At 65.5% G+C, this 17,540-nt stretch carries 20 protein-coding genes; 4 read left to right on the top strand and 16 right to left on the bottom strand.

Annotated features, from left to right (window positions below):
* Positions 1–66 precede the first annotated feature (66 nt).
* The 10 genes from FW796_RS14215 to cbiE form a co-directional block, all read right to left on the bottom strand.
* Positions 67–1,449: a PepSY-associated TM helix domain-containing protein gene (locus FW796_RS14215; protein WP_446439492.1), complete on the bottom strand. Its 1,383-nt coding sequence runs from the start codon at positions 1,447–1,449 to the stop codon at positions 67–69.
* Positions 1,450–1,548: 99 nt separating this feature from the next.
* On the bottom strand, positions 1,549–3,681 hold the full coding sequence (locus FW796_RS14210) for a TonB-dependent copper receptor (RefSeq protein ID WP_446439491.1): 2,133 nt from the start codon (positions 3,679–3,681) through the stop codon (positions 1,549–1,551).
* An 88-nt stretch (positions 3,682–3,769) separates the two neighbouring features.
* Positions 3,770–4,216, bottom strand: a complete 447-nt coding sequence (locus tag FW796_RS14205; RefSeq protein ID WP_446439490.1) for a DUF2946 domain-containing protein — start codon at positions 4,214–4,216, stop codon at positions 3,770–3,772.
* 18 nt (positions 4,217–4,234) lie between these two features.
* Positions 4,235–4,729 carry a copper chaperone PCu(A)C gene (locus tag FW796_RS14200; RefSeq protein WP_123723457.1) on the bottom strand — a complete coding sequence of 165 codons (495 nt, stop codon included), beginning with the start codon at positions 4,727–4,729 and terminating at the stop codon, positions 4,235–4,237.
* Between the two features lie 49 nt (positions 4,730–4,778).
* Positions 4,779–5,177: a DUF2946 domain-containing protein gene (locus FW796_RS14195; RefSeq protein ID WP_346634616.1), complete on the bottom strand. Its 399-nt coding sequence runs from the start codon at positions 5,175–5,177 to the stop codon at positions 4,779–4,781.
* Positions 5,178–5,276: 99 nt separating this feature from the next.
* Positions 5,277–5,567, bottom strand: coding sequence for an addiction module antidote protein (locus FW796_RS14190; protein WP_123723459.1), 291 nt, complete (start codon positions 5,565–5,567; stop codon positions 5,277–5,279).
* Positions 5,568–5,570: 3 nt separating this feature from the next.
* Positions 5,571–5,873, bottom strand: a complete 303-nt coding sequence (locus FW796_RS14185; protein ID WP_404938156.1) for a type II toxin-antitoxin system RelE/ParE family toxin — start codon at positions 5,871–5,873, stop codon at positions 5,571–5,573.
* Between the two features lie 182 nt (positions 5,874–6,055).
* Positions 6,056–6,784 (bottom strand): cobalt-precorrin-6A reductase, encoded by a 729-nt coding sequence (locus tag FW796_RS14180; RefSeq protein ID WP_446439489.1) that lies wholly within the window; start codon positions 6,782–6,784, stop codon positions 6,056–6,058.
* Positions 6,781–7,878 carry a cobalt-precorrin-5B (C(1))-methyltransferase gene (locus FW796_RS14175; RefSeq protein WP_346634618.1) on the bottom strand — a complete coding sequence of 366 codons (1,098 nt, stop codon included), beginning with the start codon at positions 7,876–7,878 and terminating at the stop codon, positions 6,781–6,783. Before FW796_RS14175 ends, FW796_RS14180 begins: the two co-directional genes overlap by 4 nt.
* A 93-nt stretch (positions 7,879–7,971) precedes the next feature.
* The gene (cbiE, locus tag FW796_RS14170; RefSeq protein WP_446439488.1) at positions 7,972–9,186 is read right to left on the bottom strand and encodes a precorrin-6y C5,15-methyltransferase (decarboxylating) subunit CbiE; all 1,215 of its coding nucleotides are present in this window, start codon (positions 9,184–9,186) and stop codon (positions 7,972–7,974) included.
* A gap of 131 nt (positions 9,187–9,317) precedes the next feature.
* On the opposite strand from cbiE, the gene cobG reads away from it, so the two are divergent.
* Genes cobG through cobJ form a run of 4 tightly spaced genes read left to right on the top strand, consistent with a single transcriptional unit; the run spans position 9,318 to position 13,702 of the window.
* Positions 9,318–10,631 (top strand): precorrin-3B synthase, encoded by a 1,314-nt coding sequence (cobG, locus tag FW796_RS14165; protein ID WP_446439487.1) that lies wholly within the window; start codon positions 9,318–9,320, stop codon positions 10,629–10,631.
* A complete protein-coding gene (locus FW796_RS14160; protein ID WP_102862983.1) occupies positions 10,624–11,250 on the top strand; it encodes a precorrin-8X methylmutase in 627 nt (208 codons plus the stop codon). Before cobG ends, FW796_RS14160 begins: the two co-directional genes overlap by 8 nt.
* A complete protein-coding gene (locus FW796_RS14155) occupies positions 11,250–11,981 on the top strand; it encodes a precorrin-2 C(20)-methyltransferase (RefSeq protein ID WP_346634627.1) in 732 nt (243 codons plus the stop codon). The genes FW796_RS14160 and FW796_RS14155 overlap by 1 nt, the downstream gene beginning before the upstream one ends.
* A complete protein-coding gene (gene cobJ / locus FW796_RS14150; protein ID WP_346634621.1) occupies positions 11,981–13,702 on the top strand; it encodes a precorrin-3B C(17)-methyltransferase in 1,722 nt (573 codons plus the stop codon). Before FW796_RS14155 ends, cobJ begins: the two co-directional genes overlap by 1 nt.
* A 74-nt stretch (positions 13,703–13,776) precedes the next feature.
* On the opposite strand, the gene FW796_RS14145 is transcribed toward cobJ, so the two are convergent.
* From FW796_RS14145 to FW796_RS14120, 6 genes are all read right to left on the bottom strand, one after another.
* Entirely contained in the window at positions 13,777–14,220 is a 444-nt protein-coding gene (locus tag FW796_RS14145) for an SMI1/KNR4 family protein (protein ID WP_346636319.1), read from the bottom strand.
* Positions 14,217–14,762, bottom strand: coding sequence for a CPCC family cysteine-rich protein (locus FW796_RS14140; protein WP_404938158.1), 546 nt, complete (start codon positions 14,760–14,762; stop codon positions 14,217–14,219). Before FW796_RS14140 ends, FW796_RS14145 begins: the two co-directional genes overlap by 4 nt.
* A 26-nt stretch (positions 14,763–14,788) precedes the next feature.
* Positions 14,789–15,241 carry a hypothetical protein gene (locus FW796_RS14135; RefSeq protein WP_346636317.1) on the bottom strand — a complete coding sequence of 151 codons (453 nt, stop codon included), beginning with the start codon at positions 15,239–15,241 and terminating at the stop codon, positions 14,789–14,791.
* A gap of 32 nt (positions 15,242–15,273) precedes the next feature.
* Positions 15,274–15,948, bottom strand: coding sequence for a hypothetical protein (locus FW796_RS14130; RefSeq protein WP_346636316.1), 675 nt, complete (start codon positions 15,946–15,948; stop codon positions 15,274–15,276).
* Positions 15,949–15,951: 3 nt separating this feature from the next.
* On the bottom strand, positions 15,952–16,752 hold the full coding sequence (locus FW796_RS14125; RefSeq protein WP_446439486.1) for a hypothetical protein: 801 nt from the start codon (positions 16,750–16,752) through the stop codon (positions 15,952–15,954).
* A gap of 148 nt (positions 16,753–16,900) precedes the next feature.
* On the bottom strand, positions 16,901–17,497 hold the full coding sequence (locus FW796_RS14120) for a MarC family protein (protein ID WP_123723472.1): 597 nt from the start codon (positions 17,495–17,497) through the stop codon (positions 16,901–16,903).
* Positions 17,498–17,540: the final 43 nt, after the last annotated feature.

Here is a 17,540-nt window from a genome sequence, read left to right as displayed (position 1 = left end):
TATAACTGTGCACGGCTAAAGCGCCGAGATTCTACAGAGCTCTCTGGAACGCGCATCTCGGCTGATTCATGTTGAAGATGAAGCAGATTCAGGCCCGCGGTTGAAGCGTGAGAGCAGCAGGCGATCGAGCAGCCACACCACAATCAGCGAGGCCCCGACCAAAGGAAACGCCAGGGCCAGCAGCGCCATGATCAACATCGCGGTTTTCCATTTCGGCAGGTCGTGGCGCAGTGGGGGCACGCCGAGTCGGCCCTGGGGGCGACGCTTCCACCACATGACGATGCCGCTCACGGCGCTGAGCAGGATCATCAGGCACACCACCAGCACCAGGATCTGGTTGAAGCGGCCGAACATCTTGCCTTCGTGCAGCATCACCCCAAGCTCCGTGGCCCGGGCCACGGAGCTGTAATGCTGCCAGCGTACGTCGGCCAGGACCTTGCCGCTGTACTGGTCAACATGCAGGGTGGCATCGTTGCGCGGGTCGTCGGCGAACACCGCGATGGTGAATACGCCCGTGGCAGTGCTCGGCAGAGTGATGCTGTAGCCCGCCTCGACCTGACGCTGGCGAGCAATATCCTGCACCGCTTGCAGGCTGATGGACGGCGCTGCCGGCGCCGCGTCCGCGGCGTTGTGGGCCATGTGCTCGGCGTGGTCGCCGGACATCGGCATCGGGGTGTTTTCCAGGGCCCAGGGCACGGTCTGGCGCGTGGCGCTGTTGAGCTCCCGGGCCTGCTGGTCGGAGGTCGGCACGTTGTTCCACATGGCCGCCGGGAAGCGGTTCCACAGGTCGGCGTACTGCTTGCCCCAGAAGCCGGTCCAGGTCATGCCGCTGAGCAGCATCAGCAGCAGAAAGGCCGCGCCCCAGAAGCCCAGCACGCTGTGCAGATCGCGCCAGAACAGCCGGCCGCGGGCGCTGAAACGGGGCCACAGCACGCCCGCCGAAGACGGGCCCCGAGGCCACCACAGGTACAGGCCCGAGATCACCAGGACGATGCCCCAACCGGCGGCCAGTTCCACCAGCCGGTCACCGACGGTGCCGATCATCAGCTCGCCGTGAATGGCCCGAGCCACGGCCTGCAGGTTGGCCTTGGCATCCTGCTCGCCGAGCACGTCACCGTGGTAGGGGTCGATGAACACGTTGAGTTCGTGGCCGGCATCCTGCACCACGAACTGCGCGCTGCGTTCGCTATCCAGGGGCGGCAGGTATTGTTTGACATGGCCTTGGGGGTAGGCCGCTTGCACCCGTTGCAGCAGCTCATCGGCGCTCAGGCTGTGATGGCCCGGGGGAACGTTGAGCAGGCTGCCGTACATCAACGGGTCCAGCTGTGGCTTGAACAGGTAGACGATGCCGGTCAGGGCCAGCATCACCATGAAAGGAGCAACGAAAAGCCCGGCGTAGAAATGCCAGCGCCAGGCCAGGTTGTAGAAAGACACTTTGGGTCGATTCATCGGGGAACGCTCCGCAGGGCTGTGGATCTTTTCTTATGGGGGCTGTTCGCTGGCAAGCCAGCTCCTACGACGAGGAGCCGGCGTGCCGGCGAAGACGGATCAGAAGCTCAGGTCGACCTTGGTCCAGAGGGTGCGCCCTGGTTCCTTGATCGCCTGGGGATCATTGGCCGGGTAGCCGAAGCCGGCGTTGCCCGCCAGGTTCAGGTGTTCGGCGTGGGCCTTGCCGAACAGGTTGTCGACCCCGGTGCTGAGCTTGAGGTTCTTGGTGACCCGGTAGGCGCCGTTGAGGGAGAACACGCCGAAGCCACCGCTCTTGCCGAAGTCCTTGCCGACCACGTTGCCCTTGTTCAGGTCAACGCGGTTTTGCGCTGCCACCACCCGCCACAAGGCCCCGGCGCTCCAGTTGTCCTCGCTGTAGGTCAGGCCGAAGCGCGCATCCAGCGGCGGCATCTGCGGCAGGGCCTTGCCGTCGCTGCTGTTCTTGCCCCAGGCGTAGGCCAGGGTCGCATCGGCTTTCCAGTTGGAGGTCAGTTTGTAGGCCGCGCCCAGTTCGCCGCCCATGATCCGTGCGTCGATGTTCTCGGCCCGGGACATGTTCATGCCCATCATCATGGAGCTGTAGTCGAAGAGGATGTAGTCGCGCACCTGGCCGATGTAGCCCGAGGCCCAGGCTTCCAGGTCTTCATCCTGGTATTGCAGGCCGAAGTCCAATTGGGTGGTCTTTTCCGGCTTGATCGAATCGAAGGCGTTCACCGAGCCTGCCGGACCCATTTTCGGCGAGAACAGCTCCCAGTAGTCGGGGAAGCGCTGAGTGTGGCCAAGGCCGACATAGAGGGTGGTCGGGCTGTCGGCCAGGTCATGCTCGTAACGCACGAAGCCGCTGGGCAGGGTGTCGGCCCGGGTATCGCCGGCAGTGGGGTTGGGGCGGCTCATCATTCCCGAGCCGGTGCGCTCGCGATAGTCCTTGGCCGAGGCGCGGTCGAGGCGGGCCCCGGTGATCAGGCGGTCGCGCTCGGCGGCGTACCAGGTCAGTTCGCCGAAGGCGCCGTAGTTGTGGAAGTCGGCGTCCTTGGTACGAGGCAGCTGCTTGTAGGTATCGATACCGCCGCTGGCGCGGTTGCGGTGTTCGTTGGTCTGGGCATCCAGGCCGCCGATCAACTGCAGGTCGGCCCAGCGCCAGGTGGCCTTGATCCGTGCACCGAGGGTGCGACGGTCGACATTGGAGGCCATGGGGCCGGCCATCATGCCGGTGCCGGACGGGGTGCGCAGGCTGTAGTTGTCCATCACGTGGTCGGCGTAGTTGTAGTAGACCTGGGCCTCGACCTTGTCCAGGACCTCGCCGATGTTGGATTTTTCGAAACGCAGGCCCAGGCTTTCGCGCTTGAACTGCGAGCCGTCCATGCCACGGCCAGCGTAGCGGGCTTCGCCGTCGCCCTTGCCGGCGGTGAGCTCCAGCAAGGTGTCGGCGTCCGGGGTCCAGCCCAGCGCCACGTCACCGTTCCACTTGTCGTAGCGCGAGGCCACGGTGTCGTTGTTGCCGTCCTTGTAGTCGTCGGCGTGGGCGGTGTTGCCGATCACTCGCACATACCCCAGGGGGCCGCCGGCGGCAGCATCCAGGGTCTTGTCGAAGCGGCCGTTGGAGCCCGCCAGCAGGCTGGCGTTGACCCGGGTGCCGAGTTCGCCGAAGTGCTCCGGTTCACGCTCGAAGAGCACCGTGCCGGCCGAGGCGCCCGGGCCCCAGAGTACGGTTTGCGGCCCCTTGATCACGGTCAGGCGATCGTAGGTTTCCGGGGAGATGTAGGAGGTCGGTGCATCCATGCGACCGGGGCAGGCACCGAGCATCATGCCGCCGTTGGTGAGGATGTTCAGGCGCGAGCCGAACATGCCTCGCAGTACCGGGTCGCCGTTGGTGCCGCCATTGCGTACCAGGGCGAAGCCGGGAATGGTCTTCAGGTAGTCGCCGCCGTCACTGGCCGGGACCGGCTGGCGCGGGTCCTTGGGATTGGTGACCACGGTCAGGGGCGAGCTGGGGGCGATGGCGGTGATCACCGTCGGGCTCAATTGCGTGCCGTGTCGGGAGTGGTCCGTCGGAGCCTCGTCGGCCAGGGCCAGGGGTGTCAGCAGCACGCCGCAAAGCACCGCCAGGGCATGGTTGAAACGCAGGCGCGACGGGTTCAGGGCAAAGGGCTTGGATGGCTGGGCAGCGCCCAGGCGAGTGTCAGCAGAAAACATAGAGGTTCCATCGATCGGTCTTGAATGACACGGCCGCAACTACGCGGCTGTCGCGATGACAGTCGGCCGTGTGAGATGAGCTGGAGACTCAGACGAGGATCGGCGGGGCGCGGGTCAGGGCGCCGGGGAACACGGTCTGCCGGGCGTGGCCCAGGCGCGTGGCGGGGATCAGGAAATACGGCGTGGGCGGCGTGAACAGAGCGGCGAACGACAGCGCCGAAGGCAGTGCCGGGCAATTGAACAGCAGGCTGCAATAGCCGCATTTTTCCCAGAGTACGTGTTGTTCACCCTGGGACTTGCCTTGTTGGGCCTGATGCGGGCTTTCACCGTGACAGCCGGGCTCGCCGTCGCCCATGTCCATGGAGATGGACATGTTCATCGGCATCGCGTGATCCATCGGCATCGACTGAGAGATCAGCGGGCCGATAAAGATCATCAGCATGGCGAACAGGCTGATCCAGCTGCCGCGGCGGACTCCCGGGGAGTTGCGACGCGGCGCGGACCGCCTGCGGCCAGGCGCGTGCGGGGCGTTCACGGTAACGAGCCGGTCAGCTTAGTGAGCGTGCTTGGACTCTTGCGTGGCGGCCGGCGGCTGCTTCTGTACGGCCACTTCGACGGTGACATCGCCGGCCTTTTCAAAGTGCAGGGTCAGCGGGAAACGCTTGCCGTCGCTGAGCAGGCTGCGGTCTTTGAGCTCCATCAGCATCACGTGGTAGCCCATGGGGGCGAAGGTCGCCTCGCCGCCGGCGGGCACCGTGACCTTGGCCACTTGCTGCATTTTCATCATGTCGCCTTGCATGACGTGTTCATGCAGTTCGGCCCGACCGGAGATCGGCGAGTCGACACTGAGCAGGGTGTCGGCGTTCTTGCCCGGGTTGTGCACCACGAAGTAAGCGGCGACGGTCGGCGCGTTCGGCGGCAGTTCCTGTGACCAGGGATGGGCGATCTGCAACTCACCGGCCTTGTAGTCGTGGGCGGTGGCGAAACAGGCAGGCAGCAGCAGGGCGGCCAGGAGCAGGGATTGCTTGACCAGGGACGGTTTGGACATGACGGTTCTCCAGAACGATTCAAATACGCAGATCACTTGCGAAAGGGAATCATGCCAGAGGCGGGGCACCGGGGTTCAGGCTGGGCCATTGCTGGCGCGGGGTGAGCATTGCGATCTTCGGTTGCGGCGCGCCCGGCTGGGCGGCGAAACGAATGAAGTTCAGCTGCGGCACATGGCCCGGTAGGGCCACCAGAGGCGCCGAGCCGGAACAGCACCAGCAGTGCTGCATGTTCGAGTGGTCGTCGTTCTGCGGGGCTTTCTGCTCAAGCTTGCCCAGGGAAATGGCCACCATCCTGGTGCCGCTGGAAGAGCAGAAGCTGCCCCACAGCAGTTGTTCGTCCAGCCCCGAATCGTTGCGTTGCATGGCCCCGGAAAGCGGCATGGCAAGCATGTTGAACAGCACTGCGAAGCAGGCGATCCAGGCAAATGCGAGCCGTTGTCGGGACATGGGGACGATCCGTCGGTTGAGCGATCAGGCGGGTATTTAGCCTGATCGCTGTGGATAAGTAAAAAAGCAGCGTATGCGGTGTGGTGTCGCAGTGCCAGTTCAGGCCAGGCTGACGTGAAGCTTGAGTCCCAGTGCCTTCATGACCTTGATGATAGTCGCGAACTCGGGATTGCCCTGGCTGCCCAGGGACTTGTACAGGCTCTCGCGACCCAGGCCGGTGTCGCGGGCCACCTGGGTCATGCCCCGGGCGCGGGCGATGTCGTTGAGCGCGGCGCGGATCAGCACGCCGTCGCCGGCGTCTTCCTCGAAGCAGGCGTCGAGGTAGGCCACCATGTCTTCCGGGGTCTTGAGGTACTCTGCCGCGTCGAAGCGGGTCACTGGGGTACGCATGTTTCAGCCCTCGCTCTTGAGGTCATGGGCCAGCTGCCTGGCGCGTTGGATATCGCGTCTCTGGGTGCTCTTGTCACCGCCGATCAGCAACAGGTAGATCACGGTGTCCCGGCGCGAGAAGTACACCCGGTAGCCGGGGCCGCGATGGATGCACATTTCATAGACACCTTCGCCCACGGGTTCGCAGTCGCCGAAACGGCCCAGTTGCGCCGCCCTGATCCGGGCCAGCACGCGGGTTTTTCCCTGGGGATCTTTTAGGCGTAGCAGCCAATGGGTGAACGCCTGAGTCTGCTCAAAGACGAACATGGTGACTGTATTCCTTGGGATACTGCCTAGCAAGTCATTTGCCAGACTGAAATCGATTGGCGCGACGACCGGCTACTGATGAACCGGTCGCCACTGGATCGTTCCAAGGAGGCTAAAGCACTGCCTTATCGATCGCTGCCAGGGGAATCCCAAGAGTCTGTGGGGCTTGGCGTCTTTGTCTGTCAGGCGTGAGGCAGTTGCCCCAGGGCGCTCAGTACCTCGGCTACGCTGGCAAATTGGCGGTCGACCTCGGGCAACTCGGGACGCTTGAGCACCAGCACCGGTATGCCCCGCTCGCGGGCCACTTCCAGTTTGGGTTCGGTGGCGCTGCTGCCGCTGTTCTTGCTGATCAGCACGTCGATCTGCCGACGCACGAACAGCGCCCGTTCGTCTTCGATCAGGAACGGCCCGCGGGCCCCGATCACTTCACAGCGCGGGTTGCCCGGGTAGGCGTCCAGGGCGCGTAGGGTCCAGAACTGGCCGGCCGGAATTTCTTCCAGATGCTGCAAGGGTTCGCGACCCAGAGTGAACAAGGGTCGCTTGAAGGGTTCCAAGGCCTGCACCAAGTGCGGCCAATCCGTGATCTCGCGCCAGTCATCCCCGGGCTGCGGTTGCCACGCCGGACGCCGCAAGGCCCAGCAGGCAATCCCGGTCAGTTGCGCGGCAGCTTGTGCATTGGCGCTGATCTGTGCCGCGTAAGGGTGGGTGGCATCCAGCAGCAGGCCGATGCGCTCTTCGCGGATAAAGCGTGCCAGCCCCTCGGCACCGCCATAGCCGCCGACTCGTACCTGGCAGTTCAGGTCGGTGGGCACCCGGCCTACTCCGGCCAGGCTGTAGATATGTGTTGGGCTCAGGGTGCGGGCGATGGCCAGGGCCTCGGTGACCCCGCCCAGTAGCAGGATACGGGTCATTGCCAGGCTCCGGCGTGGCCGACGATGCCGCCCTGGCGATCGATGGCGAAGACTTCCACCTGGACTTGAGCGGGCACCACGCTGCGGGCGAAGTCCAGGGCGTGCTGGCACACCACGTCCCCCAGGGTGACCCCCGCGGCGCTGGCCATGGCCAGCGCCTGCTGGCTGGTATTGGCCTCGCGGATGGCCTGTTGCAGCGCCGGATCGGCACCCGCATCGGCGGCCCATTGCGCCAGTTGCGGCAGGTCGATGCTGGAGTGGCGGCTGTGCAAGTCCATGTGCCCGGCGGCCAGTTTGCTGATCTTGCCGAAGCCGCCGCACAGGCTGAGTTTATCCACAGGTACTTTGCGCAAGTGCTTGAGCACCGCGCCGACGAAGTCGCCCATTTCGATCAGGGCGATTTCCGGCAGCTCATAGACCCGGCGCATGGTGTCCTCGCTGGCGTTGCCGGTGCAGGCGGCGATGTGCAGGTAGCCATTGGTCTTGGCCACGTCGATGCCTTGGTGGATCGAGGCGATGTAGGCGGCGCAGGAGAAGGGCCGGACAATGCCGCTGGTGCCCAGGATCGACAGCCCGCCAAGAATCCCCAGGCGCGGGTTCATGGTTTTCAGGGCCAGTTCCGCTCCGCCCTCGACGTTCACCGTAACTTCGAACCCGCCGGGGTAGGCCTGCTCCTCGGCGAGCCGTTGCAAGTGCTCGCCGATCATCCGGCGCGGCACTGGATTGATCGCCGGCTCGCCCACTGCCAGCACCAGCCCGGGGCGGGTCACGGTGCCCACGCCCTGGCCGGCGATAAAGCGGATTCCCGGCTCGGGAGTCAGGCGCACCTGAGAGTAGAGCAGGGCGCCGTGGGTCACGTCCGGGTCGTCGCCGGCATCCTTGAGGGTTCCGGCCTCTGCGCCGTCGCGGGTACGGCGGCAGAACTCCAGGCGCATCTGCACCTGTTTACCCTTGGGCAGGACGATATCCACCGCGTCCGCGTTGACGCCCCCCAGGAGCAGGCGAGCGGCGGCCAGGCTGGTGGCCGTGGCGCAGCTGCCGGTGGTCAGGCCGCTGCGCAGGGGCGCGGGTTGTTCCGCTGTTTCTTCACGCATGCCCCAGCCCTCGTAGGAGCGAGCTTGCTCGCGAAGGGCGCGCTGCGGTCTCTTGGGTGGGCGCTTTCGCGGGCAAGCCCGCTCCTGCAAGGTTCATGGCAGGTCCCGGGGTTTGTGCAGGTCCAGCAGGGTGATCGGCAGGGCCTGGCGCCAGGTGTCGAACTCCCCCAGGGGTTGGGCCTGGGCGATATGGATGCGGGTCAGTTCACCGCCGTACTGGTCGCGCCAGTGCATCAGGGTCATTTCACTTTGCAGGGTCACCGCGTTGGCCACCAGGCGCCCACCGGGCTTGAGCTGCTCCCAGCAAGTCTGTAATACGCCTTCGCGGGTCACGCCACCGCCGATGAACACCGCATCCGGACGCTCCAGTCCGGCCAGGGCCTGGGGGGCGCTGCCGCGAATCAGTTGCAGCCCGGGTACCCCGAGTACGTCGCGGTTGTGTTCGATCAACTGCTGGCGGCCGTCATCGGCTTCGATGGCCAGGGCCCGGCAACTGGGGTGGGCACGCATCCATTCGATACCGATGGAGCCGCTGCCGGCCCCCACATCCCAGAGCAGTTCACCGGGCACGGGCGCCAGGCGGGCCAGGGTGATGGCGCGCACGTCCCGCTTGGTCAACTGGCCGTCATGACGGAAAGCCGAGTCCGGCAGGCCGGCCAGACGGGACAGTTGTGGCGTATCGGTGGCCGCGCGACATTCGATGGCCAGCAGGTTGAGGTCGGCGATCGACGGGTCGCTCCATTCATTGGCGGTGCTGTCCAGGCGTCGTTCCAAGGGCCCGCCCAGGTGCTCCAGTACGGTGATCCGGCTCGGGCCGAAGCCGCGCTCGCGCAGCAGTCCGGCGATGGTGGCCGGGCTGTGGCGGTCGTTGCTCAGCACCAGCAGACGCACGCCGCTGAACAGTTGGGCATTGAGAGCGGCAATCGGCCGCGCCACCACCGACAGCGTGACCACCTCCTGCAGGGCCCAGCCCAGGCGTGCGGCGGCCAGGGAATAGGCGGAGGGGAAGGGCAGCACCTGCAGCTCCTCGGCCGGCAGTTGCCGGGCCAGGCTGGCACCGACGCCGAACAGCATAGGATCGCCGCTAGCCAGCACGCAGACCGGCGTCCCGCGCTGGCTCAGCACCGGCTCCAGTGAGAACGGGCTGGGCCACAACTGGCGTTCACCACGGATGCAGGCCGGCAGCAGATCCAGCTGGCGCTGGCCGCCGATGATCCGTGAAGCACCCAGCAGGGCATGGCGGGCGTTCCTGCCCAGGCCCTTGAAGCCGTCTTCACCGATTCCCACTACTGTCAGCCAGGGCGACATCTATATTCCTCAAACCGAAGGTTCCGACAGGCAGGCTTTTCATGCCTTCGGACAAAGCAGGCATAATACCGCGCCTTCGCTGACGAAGCGCTTTTCCCACACTGCCGGTCACCCCTTTGAACGAACGCCCGATGTCCACCGCCATCCGCCCCTCGGCCTGCCCGGGGTTGCTGCGCATTGTCCCGGCGCTGGACGGTGGCATCTGCCGGATCAAGCTGGCGGGCGGGGCCATCAGTGCAGCCCAGGCAACGGCGGTGGCCGAGGCGGCGCAGGCTTATGCCGGCGGTGTGATCGAGGCCACCAACCGCGCCAACCTGCAGATTCGCGGTATTGGCGCCGAGCAGCAGGCGCTGATCGACAAACTGCTGGCGGCCGGCCTGGGACCGACCACCGCCGCCGGTGATGATGTGCGCAACCTGATGCTCAGCCCCAGCGCCGGGATTGATCGGCAAGCGCTGATGGATACCCGGCCCCTGGCCGGGCAGATTCTCGAGACCTTGCAGAGCCACCCGCGCTTGCATGAACTGTCGGCCAAGTTCGCCGTGCAGCTCGATGGCGGCGAAGCCCTGGCCATGCTCGAACATCACCACGATCTGTGGCTGGCAGCCTTTGTGCGGGAGGGGCAGTTGCGGTTGGCCTTTGGCCTGGCGGGCAGCCCTGTGGATAAACCCTTGGCGGCAGTGCCTCAGGAACTGGGTCATGAACTGCTGGTGGCGGTGCTGGAGCTGTTTCTCGAGCTGGCGACGCCCGAGCAGACGCGGATGCGCCACCTGTTGGCGCAGGTGCCGGTGGCGAATTTTCTCGCCCATCTGAACCGGCGCCTGAGTCGACCCTTGTTGAGCCTCGACGGCTGGCAGCGCCCGGCCTCGGTCGCAGGGCTGCACCTGGGGACTTATCCACAGCGTGAAAGCGGTCGGGTCTATATCGGTGCGGTTGCGCCCCTGGGGCGCCTTGATCCCGTCATGCTCAAGGGCGCTGCGCAACTGGCCGAACAGTACGGCGACGCCAGCCTGCGCTTCACGCCCTGGCAGAGCCTGCTGCTGCCCGGCATTGCCCCCTCGGATGCCCCCGGGGTCACGGCGGGTCTGAGCCAACTGGGCCTGTTGTGCAGCCCTGAACAATCCCTGGCCCACCTGATTGCCTGTACCGGCTCCAGTGGCTGCGGCAAAGCCCTGGCCGACACCAAGGGCGATGCGCTGAAGTTGGCAGCCCTGCTCCAGCGCCATGGCCGCCAGCAGGCGGTGCATTTGTCGGCCTGTTCCCGTTCCTGCGCCGCCGCCCATGTGGCGCCGGCCACCCTGCTGGCGACGGCCCCAGGGCGTTACGACTTGTATTTGCGCGAGGCAGCACAGCCGGGTTTCGGCACGCTGCACGCACGCAACCTTTCTATTGAAGCGGCAGAGGCACTGCTTGATGCCCGCCCACGGAGCCACCTAGATGATTGATTACATCCGCGACGGTCAGGAGATCTATCGCAACTCCTTCGCGATCATCCGCGAAGAAGCCAAGCTGGATCGCATTCCCGCCGACCTGGAAAAACTCGCGGTACGGGTGATCCACGCCTGCGGCATGGTCGAGGCCATCGACGGCCTGCAGTTCTCCGCGGGCGCCGGCAAGGCCGGGCGCGATGCCCTGGCCGCCGGGGCACCGATCCTCTGCGATGCACGGATGGTCTCTGAAGGCATTACCCGGGCACGCCTGCCGGCCAACAACAAAGTGATCTGCACCCTGCGCGACGACAGCGTCCCGGAGCTGGCCCGGGAGCTGGGCAACACCCGCTCGGCGGCGGCTCTGGAGCTCTGGCGTCCGCACCTGGAAGGCAGCGTCGTGGTGATCGGCAATGCTCCCACAGCACTGTTCTACCTGCTGGAAATGCTCGACGCCGGCGCGCCGAAACCGGCGCTGATCCTCGGCTTCCCAGTGGGCTTCGTCGGCGCCGCCGAATCCAAGGCGATGCTCGCCGCCGACAGCCGCGGCGTGCCCTTCGTGATCATGCAGGGTCGCCTGGGCGGTAGCGCCATGGCGGCCGCCGCCGTCAACGCCCTGGCCACGGAGATCGAATGATGCAGCAACCTGGACGTTTGATCGGCCTTGGCGTGGGTCCTGGTGATCCGGAGCTGATTACCGTGAAGGCTCTGCGCCTGCTGCGCGAGTCGCCGGTGGTGGCCTACTTCGTGGCCAAGGGCAAGAAAGGCAACGCCTTCGGCATCATCGAAGGGCACCTGCAACAGGCCCAGACCCTGCTGCCGCTGGTGTACCCGGTCACCACCGAAGTGCTGCCGGCACCGCTGTCCTACGAACAAGTGATCAGCGATTTCTACGACAGCGCCAGCGCAGAGCTGGCGCTGCATCTGGATGCCGGTCGGGATGTGGCGGTGATCTGCGAAGGCGACCCGTTCTTCTACGGTTCCTACATGTACCTGCACGATCGTCTGGCCGAGCGTTACCAGGCCGAGGTGGTGCCGGGTGTGTGCTCGATGCTGGGCGGCGCTTCGGTGCTGGGCGCGCCCCTGGTGTATCGCAACCAGAGTCTGTCGGTGCTCTCGGGCGTGCTGCCCCATGACGAACTCAAGCGGCGTCTGGCGGACGCCGATGCGGCGGTGGTGATGAAGCTGGGACGCAACTTCCCCAAGGTGCGCCAGGTCCTCGAAGAACTGGGGCTGGCGCAGCGTGCGCTGTACGTCGAGCGCGCCACCATGGCCAACCAGAAGATCGTGCCGCTGGATGAAGTGGAGCCGATGTCCTCGCCGTACTTCTCGCTGATCATAGTGCCCGGCGAAAGGTGGCAAGGCTGATGGCCCGTTCAACTCCGGCCATCGTCATCCTTGGCCAAGGCAGCCTCGACACCGCGCGGCAGATCCAGCGGCTGTATCCCGACTCGTTGATCCACGGTCTGGCGGAACGGGTCGAAGGCGCCGATCGGATCTACCACGAATTCGGTGCCACCCTGCGTCAGCTCTATCAACAGGACACGCCCATCATCGCCCTGTGTGCGGCGGGTATCGTGATCCGGACCCTGGCGCCGCTGCTGCTGGAAAAAGGCGCCGAACCGCCGGTTCTGGCCGTGGCCGAAGACGGCAGCGCCGTGGTGCCGCTGCTGGGCGGCCTTGGCGGCGTCAACGTCATGGCCCGGGAAATCGCGGCGGGCCTTGGAGTGGCCGCGGCCATTACCACCAGTGGTGAACTGCGCTTCGGCACCTGTCTGCTCAACCCGCCCAGCGGTTATGCCCTGGGCGACCTGGAACTGGGCAAGCGTTTCGTCTCCGACCTGCTGGGTGGCGAAAGCGTGCGTATCGAAGGCGCAGCACCCTGGCTGGCCGCAGCGAAGCTGCCCGAGAATGATCAGGCCCGCCTGACCATCCGGGTCGGCTCTGCCGAGCGCGAGCCTGCGGCCAATGAGCTGCTGATCTACCCCCGCAGCGTCCTCATCGCCTGCCGCAGGAACCAGCGTGCTGGCGCCAGCGATACCGACCTCGCCACGCACATCCGCCAGGCCCTGCATCAGGCGCGAATCGCCGTGCAGTCCGTTGCCTGCCTGCTGGCGGCCGACAGCGACATGGCCGACCGCGCCCTGCACCAGGCGGCTGCGCAACTGGGTGTGCCGCTGCGCTTCCTGCCGGCCGCCGGCAGTGTCGCCGAACTGGCACAGCAAGCCGTGCCGCAATTGCTGCCGCCGCTGAAGGTGGGAGACGACATCGCCATCGCCGTGGCCAATCAGCCCCTGGACCCGGAGCAGATCGGCCGTCCCCGCGGACGTCTGGCGGTCATCGGCCTTGGTCCTGGCGCGGCCGAGCTCATGGTGCCGGCGGTCAAGGCCGAACTGGCCCGGGCCAACGACATCCTGGGCTATGAAACCTACGTGCGCATGGCCGGCCCGTTCCGCGCCGATCAGGTGATGCACTGCACTGACAACCGCGAAGAAATGCAGCGCGCCCGCCACGCATTCGAACTGGCGGCCCAGGGCCGTTCGGTGGTGGTGGTGTCGTCCGGCGATCCGGGGGTATTCGCCATGGCGGCCGCGGTCCTGGAAGCCCTGCACGAATCCAGCGATCCGGCCTGGCACCGCGTCGACCTGGAGATCCTCCCTGGCGTCTCCGCCTCCCTGGCCACCGCTGCCCAGGCCGGCGCGCCGCTGGGTCATGACTTCTGTGTGTTGTCACTTTCGGACAACCTCAAGCCCTGGGACATCATCGAGAAGCGCCTGGACCTGGCGTCCCAGGCCGACCTGGCCCTGGCCTTCTACAACCCCATCTCTCGTTCCCGACCCTGGCAACTGGGCCGGGCCCTGGAGATCGTGCGCCAGCACCGCACGCCGCAAACCCCGGTGGTATTGGGTCGAGACATTGGGCGTCCGGGCCAGACCCTGCGGGTCATCACCCTGGGCGAGCTGACCCCGGAGCAGGTGGACATGCGCACCATGGTGCTGGTGGGGTCTTCCACCACCTGCGTGTTCCCCCGGGCCGAGGGCGGCGAGTGGGTGTACACCCCGCGCTGGTACGGCAACAAGCCCTTGTAGGAGCCGGCTTGCCGGCGAAGGCGTCCACCAGAGCCGTGCAAGGCTCAAGGGCCTCTTCGCCGGCAAGCCGGCTCCTACGGGTCGGTGGGTTCGGCGGTCAGCAGCCAGTGGATGAATTCGAAGAAGCTGGCCCATCTGGCCGGGATGCGGCCGGCGATGAAAGCTTCCCGGTCGCCCAGGTCGAAGTCCCAGACGCCGCCGCTGTCCTTGTCCAGCAAGTAGCCGCCTTCGCCTTGCAATGAGGTGAAGGCGACAAATTGCTTTGGCAACTCCCAGACCTCATGGATGAACTCGGTGCCCATGAGGATCTCCTCGGTGGGCTCGGCGATATCCATCAGCACTTCGTAGTTCGCTCGGCTTTCGAAGTCGGCGGGGTGGTAGGCCAGGTAGATCTGTGCGAACTCGCTGTCCAGGGCAATGCCCAGTGTGGTCAGCGCTCGGCTGACCTCTGCGGTGTCGGGGCGCTGGCGGAAACTGGGCTGGGATTCGATCAGGGTGACCAACTGCTGGGGAATCATGGGTGGTCCTTGGTGATGTGTGGCCATTTGTCCAAGGGCAGGCGGCTCTGCTGCTGGGCAAAGTGTTCCCGGGCCTGGCCCAGGGTTTTATGGTTGGGCCCGCTCAGCACATCCAGCGCTTCGCTGCCGTCGTCTTCCCAATGGCACAGCCCGCAGATCTCGTATTCGCCCCGCGCCGAGAGGGTTCGATAACCGCAGCAGGGGCAGGCCTCCAGGCACTCGATGTTCGCGCCGACGGCGAAGTCGCCGAGCCCGGCTTCACGCAGGCAGCGCCTCAGGTACAGGTGAGTCACGCCGCGATATTCGGCGCGCAGGGCGATCAGCAGCAGCGCGTCGTAGAGCGGGTCTTGCGTATCGTCCGGGGGCTCCGGTTGCGAGATGAGTTGTTGCTGCAGGCCGGGTGGCAGTGTCGCGAATTCAAGGTCGTCGCAGTCCATCCCCCACCAGTTCAAGAGATGGCAGGCTCGGGCGGCGACGTCGAGGCCGGGCAGCCTGTGTGTGCTCAGAAGGTCGATGGCGGCGTTGGCGGTGAGTTTTTCCATGGGGCTCGGCTTGTTGAAGGCGCGGTTCAGGGCCAGGTCAGGGTCAGCTGATCGGGCCGCTCGATGGGAACTCGTACCCTGACTCCGGATGTGGATTCGGCACACAGGTACTGGCCCTGGATGTCTACACGGTTGAAGGGGTTGGTCTCACTGAGCACGATCAACCAGATCAGAGTGTCCGAATCCTTTTCCTGCAATGACAGGAAGCCGTCGCCGCCAAAGGCCGCCGTCTCGCCGCCTGTGGCGTAAAAGGGTTGTGGGCCGTCGGCGGAAAATCCCAAGGGCATGACAAAACCGGGCTCATCCTGGCGGGGGTAATCCAAGGCTGGCATCCAGACTTTGTTGATCAGCCGGGGATGTTGGTGGGGCAGGTCGAACAGGCAGTAAAAACCCGTGTTCAGGGTCAGAGTGTTTTCCCGAGGGAAGTATTCGTTCTGCCATTGTTCCTGGATAAAGGCCGCGTCGGCGCTGTAGGGCATGGTGCGGTTCCTGCTCCTGCTGGAAGGGTTTTCTACAGGTTCGAGACTTGTCGGAAACCGGAATTGTAAGCGCATTGCCCGGCGTACTCCGGGCGTGCATCGCAGGCTTTGAGGCAGCCCGATCCCTTGGGGAAGCGTGCCGCCACCGACAGGGCGAAACCATAGGTCGGCGTCGTCACCGCGAAGCTGCTATTGCAGGCCACTTGCGTGCTGTAGGTGAAGGTCATGGCTTCGCGCCGGCCGTTGTGGGCGAAGGCCACCTCGAAGCTGTCGAGGCTGTTCCAGCCCGACAGCGGCAACACCACAAAGCGGTAGTGGGTGCTGTCCAGCTGCTGGCCGACGACCCGCAAGGTGTTACTCGCGGAGTCGGCCTTGGGCGAGGGGTAGGGCAGGGCAAGCAACGCCCGTGGGTCACCGACCACGCCCAGCTCGAAGCCGATGCCCTTTTGGTAGAACGGGATCTGCAGCGTCGGTGCGCCTTCGATCTTCACGTACTGGCTGTACGCATAGGGGCCGGAGGTTTCGGGCTTGTAGTCCGGCGCCTTGGCGAAGCTGACCTGAAGCTCCAGCACTGCTTCTGCCGCCTTGGCGTCTTCGGTGCGAATATCGCTGGGTTGCTCGGCACCATGGCTGGCGCAACCGCCCAGCACAATGGCCGCGGTCAGTTGCAGCAGGTGTCGAGTGGGCCCTGGGCGTAAAACGGTCATCACTCAATGCTCCTTCTTCAGAGGGCTGGAGGTCAGCCCCAGGCCTTTGAGTTGCCAGGTTCCCTGCACCTGCTGCCAGCTGAATTGCCGGCCCACCCAATCCACCTGCAAGGCATGATGCAGGCGCCCCTGGTCAATGCGCCGGCCTTCGTCCAGGGCCTTTCGCGCACGGGCGCCGGCTTGGTTGAACAGTGGCCAGAGCTGGCTCAGATTCATCTCCTTGCTGATCGGCAGTTGGGCATACACCCCCTGTTCCGCCGAGCTGAGCAGCAGCCCTTCCTTGCCCAGAAATGCGGCGCTGCGATTGTCCGGCGACACGGACACCAACATGGCGTAGTGGGAGAAACCCCAGCCGGGCAATCGCTCATCGAACCACAGGACTTGCCCGGTGGAGGGCACCAGGGCGCGTGCGCCCTCGGGGAACAGCAGCAGGTCGTTGCGCCCGAGCTGTGGCTGGCCCCAGTCGGGCTCGTCGCGACTTTTGACCGGGCTGAGGATGCGGGCCAGCGGCGTGTCGTTCTGCACCGCGATCAGCACGGTGCCGACCCCCATCCACTCGATGGTGGTGGCCAGCAGTACGGGCTGTCCGCCCTGGGTCGCCCCGGTGGGTTTTACATCGGTGATCTGCCAGGCGTTCAGCGGCCGATAGAGTTGGCCCTTGTAGGTGATTTCCCGGGGGCTGCTGCCGTCCCGGCGGTGGTACACCTTAAAGTCGCCAAAGCGCTCACTGGATTCACTGGTCTGGTTCAGCCAGGCCTCGAGCTTGGCCTGGGGCGATTCGGCTGCCAGCGTCGGGAGGGGCATGAGCAGGAGCCCGGCCAGCAGGCAGGCCAGGCCGCGCCCGATCTGTGCAAGGCACTGGGCGCGCGCTGGAGCGGGCCCAGTGCCGGTGGGTCGTTGAAGAGTCTGCATTGCGTTGCCTGTCGCTTGATTTGAGTATTGTCTGGCGGACCTAAGGCACCAGGTAGCCCCTGACTCCGGTGAAGATGATTTGCGCCGCCAGGGCACAGACGAACAGTCCCATCAGCCGGCTGACGATCTGCAATCCCTGGTCGCCGAGGATGCGTTCGATGCGGTTGGACAGGTACAGCACCACGCCCACGGTGAGGCTGGCCAGGGCGATGCTGAGGATGGCGGTGAGCTTGTCGTCCCAGTGGGGCTGGCTGACCCCCATCACCAGCAGGGCGCCGATGGTGCCCGGGCCTACGGTCAGGGGAATGGTCAACGGTACGATGGTCACGTCCTGCTGCACGTTGTCGGTCTGTACAGCCGACTTGCCCTGGGCCATGCCCAGGGCCGAGATGAACAGCACACTGCCCGCGCCGATGCGGAAGGCATCCACGGTGATGCCGAATACGCTGAAGATCACCCGCCCGAACAGGTACAGCAAGATGCTGGAGACTAGGGTGGCCAGGGCGACTTTCCAGGCCAGGCGTCGGCGTTCCTTGGAGGAGTAGCCCCGGGTCAGGCTGATGAAGCACGAGAGGACGAAGAACGGGCTATAGAGCACCAGCATCTTCAGGTAAACGCTGAACAGCACGTGGAGCATGGCAGGAGCTCACGACTAGGGAGGGCGAGCCAGAGTTTAACAG

This window comes from Pseudomonas sp. 910_21 (assembly GCF_052850735.1).
The sequence above is the reverse complement of the archived record's forward strand: the minus strand, read 5'-3'. Positions and strand labels throughout refer to the sequence as shown.